This window comes from Arthrobacter pascens (assembly GCF_017052465.1).
Lineage (GTDB): Bacteria > Actinomycetota > Actinomycetes > Actinomycetales > Micrococcaceae > Arthrobacter > Arthrobacter pascens.
Window position 1 is genome coordinate 29,061 of sequence record NZ_JAFHKT010000145.1, and the last position, 14,724, is coordinate 43,784.

Below are 14,724 nucleotides of genomic sequence, written 5' to 3' on the forward strand. Positions count from 1 at the left end.
GAAGCAGCGGCGCACTCGAAGCCGCAATACATTCCGAGCCGCATCACATCTGCAGCTGCGGCGGTTGCCGGGAGGCCGGACGCCGGCATGACCCGGCGGTATCGTTGGCGGCATGGCCCTGACCCTCCGCAGCATCGGCAACGCCGTCCGCGCATCACTGCGCTTCCTCGCAGGCTCCCCGGACCCCAAGCGCCCCGGCAGGAGCGGGTCGAAGCACGGATCCGCCAAAGCGGCGCCGGCGGCCTCCGGAAAGTCGCCGCGGACGGCCGCGGCCCGGGCCGGCACGACAAGCCTGTCAGGAACCTATCCCGGCGACTTCCACGGCACGGCGACCCTGCGGTATGCCCCCTCCCCCGATGGCCGGCCCGATCCCGGCGAGGTCGTGTGGACCTGGGTGCCCTACGAAGAGGACCATTCACGCGGCAAGGACCGCCCGGTGCTGCTGGTCGGCAGCCACGGGAAGTACCTCCTCGGCCTGATGCTGACCAGCAAGGACCACGACGGGCATCCGCGAGGGCAGCGCGACTACGTCGATATCGGCAGCGGGCCCTGGGACCGGCAGGGACGCCCCAGTGAGGCCAAGCTGGACCGCGTTCTGCAGATCCGCCCCGCGGACATCAGGCGGGAAGGTGCCATCCTGGACCGGAACCAGTTTTCCCTCGTGGAAGATGCGCTGAGGCGGCTGCGCGGTTGGAAGTGAGGCGCCGGACGCGCCGCACCCAGGTAAATCGCGCCGTCCGGCCGGATTCTGCTATTATTCATAGCTGTGTGTCCGTGCAGGTCGACGGCCACTGATGGTTGGCCGCCATAGGTATCCCCACGCCGCTCAGTCAATGGCCAACCTGAAAGCCCTCTAGACCATTTCCGCATTAAAAAGAGAGTTCACACGTGGCAAATATCAAGTCCCAGAAGAAGCGCATCCTGACCAACGAAAAGGCTCGCCTGCGCAACAACGCAGTCAAGTCCGAGCTGAAGACTGCCATCCGCGCCGTCAACACCGCCGTTGAGTCCACTGACAAGGAAGCCGCTGCTACTGCGCTCGTTACTGCCAGCCGTAAGCTGGACAAGGCTGTCAGCAAGGGTGTTCTTCACAAGAACAACGCTGCAAACCGCAAGTCGGCGATCTCCAAGAAGGTCAACGCACTCTAAGGTTTTCCAGTTCAACTGAACTGATGCTTGTGGCCGGCACCAATGGTGCCGGCCACATCTCTTTAAGCATTCCGCCCTTTGGGCCGAACGGGGGCCGGACCTAGCGGCCGCGGGCTGCCGTGGCGATGACGGTCACCGCATGCTCCACGGCGTAGACAGGATCGCGGGACAGCCCCTTCACCTGGGCGTCGGCTTCGGCCGTCACCTGAATGGACCGGGCCAGGCCTTCGGGCGTCCACCGCCGGACATCACGCTGCGCCTGTTCGACCAGCCACGGCTGCATGCCGAGTTGCTTGGCGATCTGCGCCGATGATCCCTGGGCGCCGGCGACCTTGGCCACTGTCCGCAACTTCGCGGCCAGCGCCGCCACCAGCGGCACGGGGTCGGCTCCGGTGGCGAGGGCGTGGCGGAGCGTGGACAGTGCCACCGGGGCGTTGCCGGCCATGGCGGCGTCCGCCACCTTGAATGCCGTGGCCTCGATCCGCCCTCCGTAGTAGCGGTCAACCATGGCTGCGTCCACAGCCGTGGACGCATCGGCGATCAGCTGGCTGCAGGCTGCCGCCAGCTCCGACAGGCTGGCGCCGACGGCGTTCACGAGCGCCTGGACGGCGTCCGGCTCGATGCGCCGCGACGCCGCCTTGAATTCCGCCACCACGAAGGCCGTCTTTTCTGCGTCCTTCTTCAGCGGCTGGCAGTCAACAACCGGCCAGCCCGCTGCCTTGACGGCATCCAGCAGCTTCTTGCCCCGGACGCCGCCTCCATGCCGAAGAACCAGCACCGCGTCCTGCTCCGGGTGCTGCAGATAGCCAAGCGCATCGGCCAGGAAGGCATCGTTCATGGATTCGAGGCCTTCGACCTCGATGAGTTTGCTCTCGCCAAACAGGGACGGACTGACGTTCATCGCCAGCGACCCGGCCTCATAGTTCCCAGCATTGAGCCGGGTGACCTCGACGTCCGGAGCTGCGGCCCGGACCTGCGACCGGACGTGGTCCATGGCCCGGATGCCGAGGTATTCTTCCGGGCCGGTGACCAGCACGACGGCGGCTGGCGTCACGTCCCGCCAGGTGGCCGAATTCGTCGCCGTCGTCCTGGATCGTTGGGTCTGGGCAGCGGCCACTCTAGGTTCCTCCCGGGGTACGTATTGCAGACTCTAAGCCTGCCACGGCGCACCCGCTGCACCAAGCCGCACCCGGCAGGGCTGCGGAGCCGGGACGACCACGGCCGCCGGCCGGTCGGAGGCAGGACCCGCTCCGGCGTGTCGGCGATGGACCCATGTGCGGCGGAGACCAGCCGCGATGGAGTGGCACGTATTCCGGTACGCACTGACGCTGGTACCTCTACCGAGGAAGTGTGAAGTAGCTCGCCGGGTCGTCGGCGCCCAGGAGTTCGTGGTGGAACACGATGGCGTCTACCGGGCGGGTGTCTACGAACAGGACAGCCAAAGTCCGGGAGTGGACCACGGTGTACCGGACAGACCCGTCCAGCCAGGAGTGGATTCCGGTGTACTCCTCGACGAAGAACCCGTCACCGAGCAGATCCCGCTCCTCGAGCAGGTCGTAGACCACATTCCAGACGAGATCCATCAGTTCATGGATCGCTGCGTCCACCGTTGGTGCCGTCATAGATCCATCATCCTCCCGGGCACTGACAGCAATGCGGAGCCGTTCGGCGTGTCCTCCAGACAGGAGTCCTGCAGGGCCAGTCTCGCGGAACAAGGACGGATTGGGGGTTCCAGTGAAGGTCAGAACGGGGCTGGTCCTGGCATTGATCTTGGTGCTTGTTTTTAGTCCGGTCCGCCGAGGACAGGGTTACTGCCGACATGCTCGCCCGGGTGCAGCGTTCCGCGGTTCCCCCGGCTGGGAGTTGGAAGTCAAGACGGTCCGCTCGGAACGATTCCTATGCCTGGACACCAACCCCGCGTTTGGGGGGCTATTCGAAGGACGCGCGGCGCTGATCGTTGAGCCGGGTGTTCCACACATCGGGGGCGTTGGCCCTGAACCGTCGGCCGGTCAGGGCGTTCGGTGACAGGCGCACGTAGTGGGTTTTTGTTCCCGGTTCCCAGGGCTCCAGGCCGAGGGCGTCCGCGGCGGATTGTTCATCCGCGTTCTCGATCAAGGCCGTGGCGCCCCTTGCCACGACGCTCCATGCTTCCTGGGTCGCCGGCTCGTAGCCGTCGATCTCGAAGGCCGCTGGTTCTTCCTTCCTGGATTCCCACAGCTTCGTCCCTGGGGCTGTGCGGAACACGATGCTACGGCGTTCCAGGACGAAATTCACGGGGAAGATCTCGGGATGGCCGTCCACGATGAGCGCCAGTCTTCCCACAACGGAAGAGGCCAACAGATCCCAGCACTCGTCGAAATCGAGCTTGCGGTCTTTCGGTGAACCATTCATGAGCAAATAGTACGGTCCATTGATGCTTCCCTCTACAGCCTGTAATGAACGAGCGGCCACCGTTGCCGCCAATGCCGGTCTCGGTCACAGTTCAACGCTTGCTATTCATGCCCCTGGGTCGGCTCACGATGCCCACGCAAGGCAGCCCAACCCTGGTCATCGGCCCTGAAACATACCCCGGCAGCATACGTTCGGCCTTGCCGTCCAAATCGGCGCACACATCTTTCACGCATGCCCCGCGCCAACGGCGCCCTAAGTTCGGACCAAGAACCCGAGCTGGCCTGTCACCTGGCCTCGCCGGCGTCTCCCTACCCCGAAGACATGGAGTCCAGAGGAGGCCACCAACTTGATGGTGGGCTGATAACAAAGCGGCGGCCGCTGACCTCTGCCGGGGTGACCCGGACCAGGTGGTCTTTGGCGCCCGGTTCCCACGGGGATAAACCCGCCTCTACAGCCTCCTGGACGTCTTTGTTGTTTGATACGAGCTCAGCATGTCCCTTGATCACGACGCTCCACGCAATAGTGCCGTAGCTGTTCAACCCGTCCGCTTCCAACGCGATCATAGGTGAGGCCAGCAATGCATCCAGCTTGGTTCCCGGGCCTGTCCTAAAGATGATGGTCCCGTAGTTGGGCACGTAGTTCACTGGGAAGATATCTGGCCTGTCGCCGCTCAGTACAGCAACCCGGCAGATAGAGGCCGAGCGAAGGTACTTCCAGCAGTCATGCACGCTGAGATCATCTGTTTCAGGTCCTGGCTCCGAGGTGCTCATGGGGCTGAGCCTACACACCAGGCCGATCTTGCGGCAGGGGATGGTGGTCTAAGCAGCTGTTTGGCGATGCTTTGGTTGGGTGGTGGGGTTAGACTTCGCTGCGTTTGATCTGCCGCGTCGGCCATTCCCACACCCGGGTCCCTTTTCGTGCAGGCGGGAGATGCTCGAGGCCCTGGCCTGCAGCTGCGGATGATTAGGGCGGCGTTCCATCAGCATCCAGTGAAACTTCTTGAATCGTCCGCCCATAGGATGAGACATGGACTTCGAGGTGCGCTCTGGACTCCCGAACTCACCTCACACGAGGTTTCCCCGCCAGCCGACTCTGCACAAAGAAGGACAGGCCATGAATGAACACCCGAATAGGCCAACGATCGTTGTTGGGGTCGATGGGAGTCCACAGTCGATACTCGCCCTGCGCTGGGCGGTCGTTCTCGCACCCATCATGGGCGCGGGCATCAGGGCTGTGACGGCCTGGGAGTTCGATATTCCCTTCGGCCGACTGACGCCCGCTGTGCAGAACCCGGATCACATCGCACAACAGGTGTGTTCGTCAGCTGTCGAGCAGGGCTTGGGCGCCGCCAATTCTCCGGCTGTTGAGCAGGTCATCAGACAGGGCCCCGCCGCTAAGGTCCTGATTGATGAGACCCGGCAGGCACAGCTGCTGATCCTCGGGAGCCGCGGTCATGGAGGGTTCGAGGGGCTGCTGATGGGCTCTGTCAGCACTTCGGTTGCCGAACATGCAAAATGCCCTGTATTGGTCGCTCATGGTGCCGAACTGCCGCCGGCGCTCTCCGCAACGCCGCCGATAAAGCCAGATCCGGCAGCCAAGAGTCAGACACCAAACAAGGGGGAAAACGATGCATGAGCCCAAGACAATCGTTGTGGGTTATGACGGCTCGGTTGAAGCGGCCCAGGCCGTCCGCTGGGCCGCGGAACAAGCGGCCCTGCGCAGCTGTCCGCTGCATCTGGTGCATTGCTCACTGTGGCCCCTGCTGACTAACGACCTCGGCCCCGTCCCCGGCGTCGTAGACAGCGGACTGGAACGGTCCGCGCAAGTCACCCTCGAAGAGGGCCTAGCACAGGCGAAGCACGCCGCACCCGAGGTGGAAGTCCGAACCAGCGTTCTTTACGGATGGCCCAGCGTATATCTGCCCAAAATTTCCGCCGGCGAAGAAATGCTCGTCGTCGGAAGCCGCGGCCTCGGTGGGTTTACGGGACTGCTCGTCGGGTCCGTGAGCCTGGAAATGGCAGCCACCGCAGCCTGTCCCGTTGCCGTCATCCGATCCGACGAACACCCGGACGGGCCCGTCGTCGTCGCCATCGACAGCTCAGGCTCTCCCGCCGCACTCGAGGATGCCTGCACCGCGGCCGCCGTGACGGGAGCGAACCTCATCATCGTTCACGTACAACATGCCCCGACCGGCTACAGGTTGCTTCGGGATCCCGTCGACATTCACCCCGCAGCAGAGGCACTTCTGGACTCAGCCCTCAGCACTGCCCGCGACCTGACCCCCAGAACGACCGTCCAAAGCCAGCTGCTCACCAATACCTCCGTCCCCCGAGGCATCCTGAACGCGTCCCAAGGCGCCCGCCTCACAGTCGTGGGGACCAAAGGCCACGGACTCATAAAGGGCACCATCGGTTCCACCGCCCACGCAGTCCTTCACCATGCCAAAGGTCCAATGCTCATTTCCCGACGCAGCACCACAGGGCAGAACTACCAGGAAGAACTGTAAGCGGGGTTCGTTCTCTGATCGAACACGATCTTACGAGGGCTACTTCGAGCTGAACTCTGGTTCGATCGCGCCGAAGAGTATTCGACGGTCGGCCATCGAACCTGCCCGGTGAGGGACGAGTCACTCAGCTAGCCGGCGGCGGAGCGGTGAGGTGCGCCGAGGCGACTGACTAAAACCCTGTCTGAAGGCAGCTGCTGCAGCCGCCACGCGATTATCTCGCGCATGAGCTCGGTCGGGAGCGTGGCATCATGGCGCAGTTGGATAGCGTGCTCGGTGGTTCCATATGCGGCCAGCTCTGTCGAGAAATGCGCGATCGCGTCTGAAGTCGGATAGAACCCGATATGGCGCTTTGTTCCGGTGAAGAAGAACAGCGGCTCGGTGCCGAGTTTGAAGGTCGGCATACGCCAACTGATCGACTCTACCGCTTCATCGGGCACGGCCGACCGGATCAGTTCGTACACGGTCAGCAGCCGATGCCGTACATCACCGTCGTACCGGTCGATGTACTCGATGATCGAACTCGCTGTCATGGTGGTCCCCCTTATCGCCGACGTCATGTGGGCGACGGTCGCATCTTGAGCGATGCTGCACGCCCGCCCATATTACAGCTGCACTCATAGATTGCCGCCGTCAAATATCACCGACCGATCAATAGCCGCTGCCAATCGTCAACCACATAGACCGGGCAGCCTTCCGGCCCTGCCGGGGTCGCAACCGCTGTCACCGGGTTCGGCCGGGCGATGCGACGCAACGTGGTGTCCCGAGACGGGTGCGCGCAAACCACGTACCCGACTGATACCAGGGCCCTCGGTATCGCGGTGTCCGATAGAGGGACGCGGTCCCAAAAGAGGGTTCCTGACTGGACGGAAGGCTCGGCCGTTGACCGCGACGAGGTTCGGCTAAACGGGGACTCTGTTACCTTCAAATCGAACCTGTTGCGACGATGGTGAGAAACCGCCCTTCTCTGCTTCCGAACCTAGCCGCCCGCTCCGCAACCAAACAGGGCCATCACCGCGGTTGCCCGCTGAACAAACCAGCATCGAGTATCAGCTTTGCCCGCCCCCGAGACGCGGTTCATTCAACAGCCCTTCGAGGCCGCAGTGAAGTGAGCGGCGTGGATCAGTTCCGGGAGTTCCCAGCTGCTGATGACCTGCGGGCTCTGCTGCTTCGCCCAGGCCCGCAGGCGCTGCTTGACCGGTTCTGTTGCTTGGTCCACGATGTCCTCCATCGCCGAGAACAGGTTCTGGAATGGTTCGGCAATGACGCGGGGCATCGGCTGAATAACGGACACGTCGTCCTGGATCGTTGGGTCTGGGCAGCCGCCACTCTAGGTTTCTCCCGGGGTACGTATTGCAGACTCTAAGCCTGCGACGGCGCGCCCGCTGCACCAAGCCGCGCGCGGCAGGCCTGCGGAGCCGGGATGGCCCGGGCAGCCGGCTGGTCGCAGGCAGGACCCGCTCCAGAGTGTCGGCGATGGCGCCATGCGCGGCGAAGACCAACCTCAACGTCCGGGCCGGACGGACCGCCAGCCAGACGAGCAGCACGTTCAGGACGGAGAACAGCACCATGGTCAGCAGGCCGAACGGGCCTTCGGGCCACGGCGGCGCCGCGCCCGGCAGCCCGGCCATGAACCTGGCGATGCCGGCCACCCCTGCCGCGAAAAGCCCTGCCACGCCGATCAGTGCGGTGGCCAGCCACGGCAGGAGCGGCACCAACGGCACGGCGGCCGTCCCCAGGATCGTGACCGGGGCAACGAGCGGGGCCGCCAGCACGTTGGCGAGCAGGGAATACGTGGCGAACTGCGGCTGCAGCACCACGATGACGGGACCGCACATCAGCTGGGCGGACAACGGCACGGCCGCCCCGGCTGCCATCCAGCGCGGGATGGCACGCGGAATCCACGCCACGATCTGCCTGCCCAGCACGATGATGCCGAGGGTGGCCAGGACGGACAGCAAGAATCCAAAACTCGTGCCGAGCCCCGGATCGAGGAGCAGAAGTCCAATGACGGCCAGGCACAGGAAGCTCAGTCCACGGCCCGCCCTTCCGCCGGCAAGGGACGCCAGGGCGATCGCACCCATCAGCGAGGCCCGCAGGACGCTGGCATCCGGCCCAACCATCAGCACGAAGAGCCCCAGGCCCGCCAGGGCCAAGGCAGCCGCGGGAAGCCGTCCGAGCCGCAGGCTGCGCGCCGCCAGCAGCAGGGCTCCAAGGATGAGGCTGCAGTTGGCACCACTGACCGCGGTCAGGTGGGTGAGGCCCACGGTCTGCATGGCTATCTCCAATTGTTCATCCAGACCGCTGGTGTCGCCGGCCACCATGCCGGGCAGCAGCCCCCTGGCATCGGCGTCCAGCCAGCCCGCGGCGGACGAGAACTGCCGTCCCAGCGAAGCCGGCCCCGAGGTCAAGGCGCTGGCTTGCTCGAGCGCTATGGGAGCCGCGGACGCAGCCAGGATGCCGGCCTCCACCTGGCCGGGTGCGGGAGGACGGAGGTTCCCGGCGGCACGAACCCGCTGTCCCTGAACCACGTGCTGCCAGTCCGCGCCGCCCAGGATCACCACCGGGGCCTCGGCCCGGAGCAGCCGGCCCCCTGTGCTCAACGATGTGATGGTTGCTTCCACTGCCCAGCGTGATGACAGGTCGGAGCCGCCCTGCGATGTCAGGGCGCGCGGGGCACCAGCGATTTCAACCTCTGCCAGGCACGGCGCGCGGGCCGCGATGGCCGCTGCCACAGGTCCGTCATGCTTCTGCGCCGACGATACGGCCGAGTGCGCCGCGGCGGCAGCGGCCAGCAGCATCGCGGCCGCCATGGTGAGCAGGAAGCTTCGGCCGGCACGCCCGTCTGGCCTGTGCCGGCGCAGCACGATGACCACCAGGCAGGCCGCGCCCGCGGCGATGGCGCAGCACAATCCAAGGAGCCATGCGGGACTGATCCAGGGTCCGGCGCCCGCGGCAGCCCACACGAGGAGTGCAGGCGGAATCAAGCGCAGGTCCACCCGCCGCCGTTTCCCCTCAGCCAGAGAGTCAGCCCGTTCCTCGGGAAAGAGCCTGCTCCGGATCAGCTCGCGGCTACGGTGCAGGGGCACGGATATAGGGCGGCCCGCCGTTGCCGTCCCGCCTGGCGCCGAAGCCGCTGCCGGCGGAGCCGTGCTGGTCCGGTTTTGCCCGGCCGTGTCGCTGACGGCAGCCTCGACATAGCGGTGCCATGTGCTGGTTCGCCGTGACTGGCCGCGTTCCATCTCAGACCGTCACGAGCGGAAGCAGGGCTTCCAGCATCTTGGGTCCCACTCCGTCCACGGCGTCGAGCTCATCGGCCGTCTTGAACGGCCCCTGCTCGGTTCGCCAGTCAATGATGCGCTGGGCCAGGACCGGCCCCACGCGCGGCAAGCTGCCCAGCTCCTCGAGGGAAGCAGTGTTCAGATTGATTTTGCCGGTACTCCCGGATTCGCCGGACCCGCCGCCTGCACCCCCGGCCCCGCCTTCGACCCCGGCCCCCGGCGCCGCTGCAGGCCCTCCACCAGCAGGCGCCCCCTGCTGCACCGCCTCCGGCTGCCCCGGCTCACCGTGGCGGGGTATGTAGATTTTTTGGCCGTCCTCCAGCACGGCTGCGAGGTTGAGCCGGTTGAGGTCCGCGGCGGCAGTTCCGCCGCCGGCGGCTGCGATGGCGTCGTGGACGCGGCTCCCCTTGGGGACTTTGACTACCCCGGCTTTCTTGACCGCTCCGGCGACGTGAACGACCACCGTCCCCGCGGACATGCCCGGGCCCGCAGCCTCGCCCACAGCCGGACCGCCGTCACCGCCGCCCTCCCCCGGCGCACCGCTTTCCGCCTGCCCGCCTGCCGCCTGCCCGCCTTCCGGGTGCACCGCGCCGGCACCGGAAACCTTGGCTGTTTGGCTGACGGTAGCCAAAGGCATAACCTCCGGAGCAGCAGCCGCAACCCGCCACCAGAACCATCCGCCCGCCACGAGCGAAATTACGCCGAGCAGGACGGCTGCCCGAAGTCCGAGACGCCACCTGACGCGCTCTGCCACCGTGGCCCGGGGCGCCGCTGCTCCGTCACCGGCCGGGTGTCCGTTTCCGTAGGTGAATCCCCCGCCGTCGCCGAGTTGCAGCAGGCCCTCCGGCTCTGCGCCTGCAGCCACCGCACCAGTAGACACCGTGCCGGCGGCCCCTGCGCCGGTCCCGCTCCCCTGCGGCGGACCCAGCCGCGCTGCCAGCCGGGTGGCAGGTTGGCGGCTGGCGGCAGGATCCTTGTGCTCAGGGCCGGGGACCGCGGACTTGCGAGGCCCCAAACGCCTGCCTGCGCCGGGGCGTGACGCAGCGCTGGCTGCAGGTCCAGCGGTCCGGCGTGACATACGCACCACCGTAGGAGATGCAGTTTCCTGCCCGACAGGCCCGGACCGCCGTATGTGGATAGAGCGTCAGCGGTCTTTCCCGGGATCCGCCTGGACCGGCTGACCTGCCTGACCTGCCTGGCGTGGTTGACCAGCCGGAGGGGGCGGAGAAGGCTCATCGGCGGCCGGTCCTTGACTGAGGGCACTGGCGCCGCAGACGGTGCTTTCGCTGACGATCACGGCAAGGACCCCCAGCCCAGCGTGGGCCGCGAGCACCGCCGGCAGGGAGCTGATCTGTGCAGGCGGGGTGTCCGGCAGCGCCACGGCAAGGCGCGAGGCCAGGAGTTCGGCTTCCGACTGGTTCCCGAAGTGGTGAATGGCCAGCCGGGCCTCCCCATGCGGCCTCTCCGCGGCGTCGGCCACCACGAGCTCCTCCAGGCGGGCAACGGCCTTCGCAGCGGAACGGATCTTTTCCAGCGGGACGATCTTGCCGCCGTCGACCGCGAGGATTGGTTTGATGGCCAACATGGTTCCCAGAAGGGAAGCGGCCGCCCCGATCCGTCCACCCCGCCGCAGCTGTTCCAGGCTCGGGACGTAGAAGTAGACCTTGGTCTTGGCGAGGCGCTCCTCGGCGAACCGCCGCACTTCCGCGGCACTGCGCCCATCGGCTGCCGCCACGACAGCGCTTTGCACGGCCAGCCCCTGGGCCATGCCGACGGTCCGGGTGTCCAGCACCTCGACAGGAATGCCCACGCGTGCGGATGCGATCCGGGCGGAGTCTGCGGTGCCGGAGAGGTCGCCGGAGATGTGGATGGACACGACGGCCTCGTAGCCGTGCCGGGCGGCCGCCAGGTATGCCTGCTCAAACTGCCCGGGAGAGGGCCTGGAGGTCTTGACCGGCGTGGCCGCTGCGAGGGCAACCGCGATGGTCTCGGCGATGTCGTCTTCGCCCTCACCGTAAATTTCATTGCCCACCATAACCGGCATGGGCACCACTGCGAGCCGCCCGTCGAGGGAGAAGCCCCTCACCCAGTCAGCGGGAAGCGCGGCGGCGGAGTCCGTCACCACGGCGGTGCGTACGACGACGGCCGGTTCCGCCGCGGACGGAACCCGCCCGGGAACGGTGGCTTGGCGCAGGCGGGCCAGGTGGTCCTTCAACCACAGCCAGGCGCCGGGCTCACGGTCAATCACGGCACCTCCTGCGGTTCTGGCCGGCCGCCGGAATACCGGCGGCCGGAGTCCTGCTAGCGAGTTGGGCCCGGCTAGGCCGGGACGATGTTCACCAGTTTAGGTGCACGCACAATGACCGTCCGGATGCCGCGGCCGTCGAGGGCCCGCTGGACGTTTTCTGAAGCCAGCGCCAGTTCGCGCAACTCATCCTCGGAGATCGCTGGCGAAACCTCCAGCCGGTCCCGGACCTTGCCCTGGACCTGGACCACGGCCGTGATGGTGTCCTGCACCAGCAGGGCCTCATCGTGGGCGGGCCAGCCGGCGTTGGCAACCGAGGCCGGGTGCCCCAAGACGTTCCACATGTCCTCGGCGGTGTACGGAGCGAACAGGCTCAGAATCACGGCCACCGCTTCGGCAGCCTCCCGGACCGCGGGGTCCGCACCGCCGGCCCCGGAGGCTGCATCTATGGTTTTGCGCGTCGCGTTCACCAGTTCCATCAGCTTGGCCACCACAACGTTGAACTTGTTGTTGTCCAGGAGTTCCGCGGCGTCCGCGATGGTGCGGTGCGTCACTGACCGCAGGGCACGGTCGCCGGTGGTGACGTCCACGCCGGGCGCGCTGGTCACGTCCTGTCCGAGCCGCCAGGCACGGGCCAGGAACTTTGCAGATCCGGACGGCGAGACGTCCGCCCAGTCGACGTCGTCCTCTGGCGGGGAGGCGAAGATCATGGTGAGGCGGACCGCATCCACACCGAACTTGTCCAGCTGCTCGCCGAGGTCCACTCCGTTCCCCAGGGACTTGCTCATGGCCTTGCCGCCGTTCAGCACTTGCCCCTGGTTCAGCAGCGCACTGAAGGGCTCGTCGGCCGCGAGGAGCCCCATGTCATGGATGACCTTGGTGAAGAACCGGGCGTAGAGCAGGTGCAGGATGGCGTGCTCGACGCCGCCGACATACTGGCCCACCGGCATCCACTCGTTGATCTTTGCGGGATCGAACGGACCGTCAGTGTAGTGCGGGGAGACGAAGCGCAGGAAGTACCAGGAGGAGTCCACGAAAGTGTCCATGGTGTCCGTGTCGCGCTGGGCGGCGCGTCCGCAGTTCGGGCATTCGACGTTGACCCATTCGGCGGCCGCGGCCAGCGGGGAGGTGCCTCGCGGGGACAGCGCCTCGCCACGCAGGTCCTCGGGAAGCGTGACCGGCAGCTGGTCGTCGGGTACCGGCACTTCGCCGCACTCGGCACAGTGAATGATGGGGATCGGGGTGCCCCAGAAGCGCTGGCGGCTCAGGAGCCAGTCACGCAGCCGGAAGTTCACGAACTTCTCTCCGGTGCCCTGCTCTTCCAGAATGCTGATGGCGGCTGGGATGGCCTCTGCCTTGGGCTTGCCGTCCAGCGGGCCGGAGTTGATCAGCGTCCCCTCCCCGGCCGTTGCCTTGCCGGAGACGCCGGGGTCATCCTCGCCGGTGTCCAGCACCGCCCGCACGGGCAGGCCGAACTCCTTGGCGAAGTCGAGGTCGCGCTGGTCGTGCGCGGGAACGGCCATGATGGCGCCCGTGCCGTAGTCGGCCAGGACGTAGTCCGCGGCCCAGACGGGCAGCCTTTCACCGTTCAGCGGGTTGATGGCGTAGCGGCCGGTGAACACGCCGGTCTTTTCGCGCTCGGTGGACTGGCGTTCGATGTCCGAGAGGGCCTTGACCTTCTCGCGGTAGGCCATGAGCGCGTCATGGTGTTCGGGGGTGACCAGATCCAGGGCCAGGTGCGCATCCGCGGCCACCACGAAGAAGGTGGCACCGTACAGCGTGTCCGGGCGCGTGGTGAAGACGGTGACTTCCCGCTCGGCACGTCCGTCTGTGGCCTCGATCACGAAGCGTACATGCGCGCCCTCGGAACGGCCGATCCAGTTTCGCTGCATGGCCAGTACCCGCTCGGGCCAGTGCCCCTGAAGCTCGGACATGTCATCCAGCAGCCGGTCCGCGTACTCGGTGATCTTGAAATACCACTGGTTCAGCGATTTCTTGGTCACGGCCGTGCCACAGCGTTCGCAGGCACCGTTGACCACCTGTTCGTTGGCCAGCACGGTCAGGTCCTTCGGGCACCAGTTGACCGGCGAGTCCTTGCGGTAGGCGAGGCCGCGCTCATAGAAACGCTTGAACAGCCACTGGGTCCAGCGGTAGTACTCGGGATCCGACGTGTGCAGGCGGCGGGACCAGTCAGCCGAGATGGCATAGCGCTTGAACGACGCTGCCTGCGTATCGATGTTGGCGTAAGTCCACTCGCTCGGGTGCGCGTTGCGCTTGATCGCCGCGTTCTCGGCGGGAAGGCCGAAGGAGTCCCAGCCGATCGGATGCAGGACATCGTAGCCCTGCTGGCGCAGATACCGCGCCACGACGTCGCCCATGGCAAAGGCCTCGGCGTGGCCCATGTGAAGGTCGCCTGAGGGGTAGGGGAACATGTCCAGGACGTAGCGGCGCTCACGGGAGCCGTCGTCGGCGGGGGTGAAAACCTTCAGGTCCTCCCACACTTGCGGCCACCGGGCCTCCATGGCCGCGAAGCTGTAGACACGCTCCTCGGGGGCTTCCGCTCCACCTGCTGTTGTTCCGGTCTCGGTCTCCGGCTGAACGCTCACTGCTGCCCTCTTCTGTTCTGTCATGACGTCTGTCTGTCACAACGGTCTGATCCACTGCCGCCTGCCGGGGATGAGCCCCGGACACACAAAAGCCCCTCGACATGGAGGGGCGGCCGCTCGGTAGTCCGTAGTTCCGGGATACCGGGCGGCTAGCTAAGCAGGAGGATCGCACGCATAGACCTACTCTAGCGTCTCCGCGGGATTCGTGCTGAAACAGTCGCGTCCGGACGCGTTCCCCAGATGGCGTTGCGGGCAACGGAAAAGCCATTGCCAAACCGCGGAAGCGGGTCCACCATTTCAACAAAGCGTATGGGGGTATGGCGAAGGTCTCGGCTTGAGGAGCCTGCAGTGGACCGTTTGCCCGTTTCCCGAACGAATCATCCCGCAGAATTCTGCCGCGCCCTGGGCCGCCCGCATGTCTTTGGGCCTGCCCTCTTGGGGTCCGCCGTCGTTGACGCCGCTGCCCACACCGCCGCCCATCCCGCCTGAGTTCCCGCTCTAAACCGCACCAAAATCCCCCATGGAGAAAGGCAACCGAGATGTTCCAGC

The 14,724-nt window shown here is 66.2% G+C and carries 13 protein-coding genes; 4 read left to right on the forward strand and 9 right to left on the reverse strand.

Annotated features, from left to right (window positions below; genetic code table 11):
* The first annotated feature begins 112 nt into the window (after positions 1–112).
* Both JYA52_RS14550 and rpsT read left to right on the forward strand, forming a co-directional pair.
* Complete coding sequence (locus tag JYA52_RS14550) at positions 113–700, forward strand: type II toxin-antitoxin system PemK/MazF family toxin (RefSeq protein WP_205653889.1); 588 nt, start codon at positions 113–115, stop codon at positions 698–700.
* Positions 701–888: 188 nt separating this feature from the next.
* Positions 889–1,149: a 30S ribosomal protein S20 gene (gene rpsT / locus JYA52_RS14555; RefSeq protein WP_205653890.1), complete on the forward strand. Its 261-nt coding sequence runs from the start codon at positions 889–891 to the stop codon at positions 1,147–1,149.
* A gap of 100 nt (positions 1,150–1,249) precedes the next feature.
* Here the strand turns inward: rpsT and holA are convergent, their stop codons facing one another.
* The 4 genes from holA to JYA52_RS14575 all read right to left on the reverse strand — a co-directional run bounded on the left by holA (position 1,250) and on the right by JYA52_RS14575 (position 4,310).
* Positions 1,250–2,266, reverse strand: a complete 1,017-nt coding sequence (holA, locus tag JYA52_RS14560) for a DNA polymerase III subunit delta (protein ID WP_205653891.1) — start codon at positions 2,264–2,266, stop codon at positions 1,250–1,252.
* Between the two features lie 220 nt (positions 2,267–2,486).
* A complete protein-coding gene (locus JYA52_RS14565; RefSeq protein WP_205653892.1) occupies positions 2,487–2,771 on the reverse strand; it encodes a hypothetical protein in 285 nt (94 codons plus the stop codon).
* A 307-nt stretch (positions 2,772–3,078) separates the two neighbouring features.
* Positions 3,079–3,540 (reverse strand): pyridoxamine 5'-phosphate oxidase family protein, encoded by a 462-nt coding sequence (locus tag JYA52_RS14570; RefSeq protein ID WP_205653893.1) that lies wholly within the window; start codon positions 3,538–3,540, stop codon positions 3,079–3,081.
* A gap of 308 nt (positions 3,541–3,848) precedes the next feature.
* Positions 3,849–4,310 (reverse strand): pyridoxamine 5'-phosphate oxidase family protein, encoded by a 462-nt coding sequence (locus JYA52_RS14575; protein WP_205653894.1) that lies wholly within the window; start codon positions 4,308–4,310, stop codon positions 3,849–3,851.
* A 343-nt stretch (positions 4,311–4,653) separates the two neighbouring features.
* Between JYA52_RS14575 and JYA52_RS14580 the strand changes: the two genes are divergently transcribed.
* Positions 4,654–5,175, forward strand: a complete 522-nt coding sequence (locus JYA52_RS14580; RefSeq protein WP_205653895.1) for a universal stress protein — start codon at positions 4,654–4,656, stop codon at positions 5,173–5,175.
* Positions 5,168–6,046, forward strand: coding sequence for a universal stress protein (locus tag JYA52_RS14585; protein WP_205653896.1), 879 nt, complete (start codon positions 5,168–5,170; stop codon positions 6,044–6,046). Before JYA52_RS14580 ends, JYA52_RS14585 begins: the two co-directional genes overlap by 8 nt.
* A 128-nt stretch (positions 6,047–6,174) precedes the next feature.
* Here JYA52_RS14585 and JYA52_RS14590 read toward each other — a convergent pair whose 3' ends face one another.
* The 5 genes from JYA52_RS14590 to leuS form a co-directional block, all read right to left on the reverse strand.
* Positions 6,175–6,576 carry an iron chaperone gene (locus JYA52_RS14590; protein WP_205653897.1) on the reverse strand — a complete coding sequence of 134 codons (402 nt, stop codon included), beginning with the start codon at positions 6,574–6,576 and terminating at the stop codon, positions 6,175–6,177.
* A gap of 516 nt (positions 6,577–7,092) precedes the next feature.
* Positions 7,093–9,132, reverse strand: coding sequence for a ComEC/Rec2 family competence protein (locus tag JYA52_RS14595; protein WP_307869374.1), 2,040 nt, complete (start codon positions 9,130–9,132; stop codon positions 7,093–7,095).
* A gap of 154 nt (positions 9,133–9,286) precedes the next feature.
* Positions 9,287–10,204, reverse strand: a complete 918-nt coding sequence (locus JYA52_RS14600; RefSeq protein ID WP_307869375.1) for a ComEA family DNA-binding protein — start codon at positions 10,202–10,204, stop codon at positions 9,287–9,289.
* Positions 10,205–10,468: 264 nt separating this feature from the next.
* Complete coding sequence (locus JYA52_RS14605) at positions 10,469–11,572, reverse strand: DegV family protein (protein WP_205653900.1); 1,104 nt, start codon at positions 11,570–11,572, stop codon at positions 10,469–10,471.
* Positions 11,573–11,643: 71 nt separating this feature from the next.
* Positions 11,644–14,175, reverse strand: coding sequence for a leucine--tRNA ligase (gene leuS, locus JYA52_RS14610; protein ID WP_205654092.1), 2,532 nt, complete (start codon positions 14,173–14,175; stop codon positions 11,644–11,646).
* Positions 14,176–14,724 lie beyond the last annotated feature (549 nt).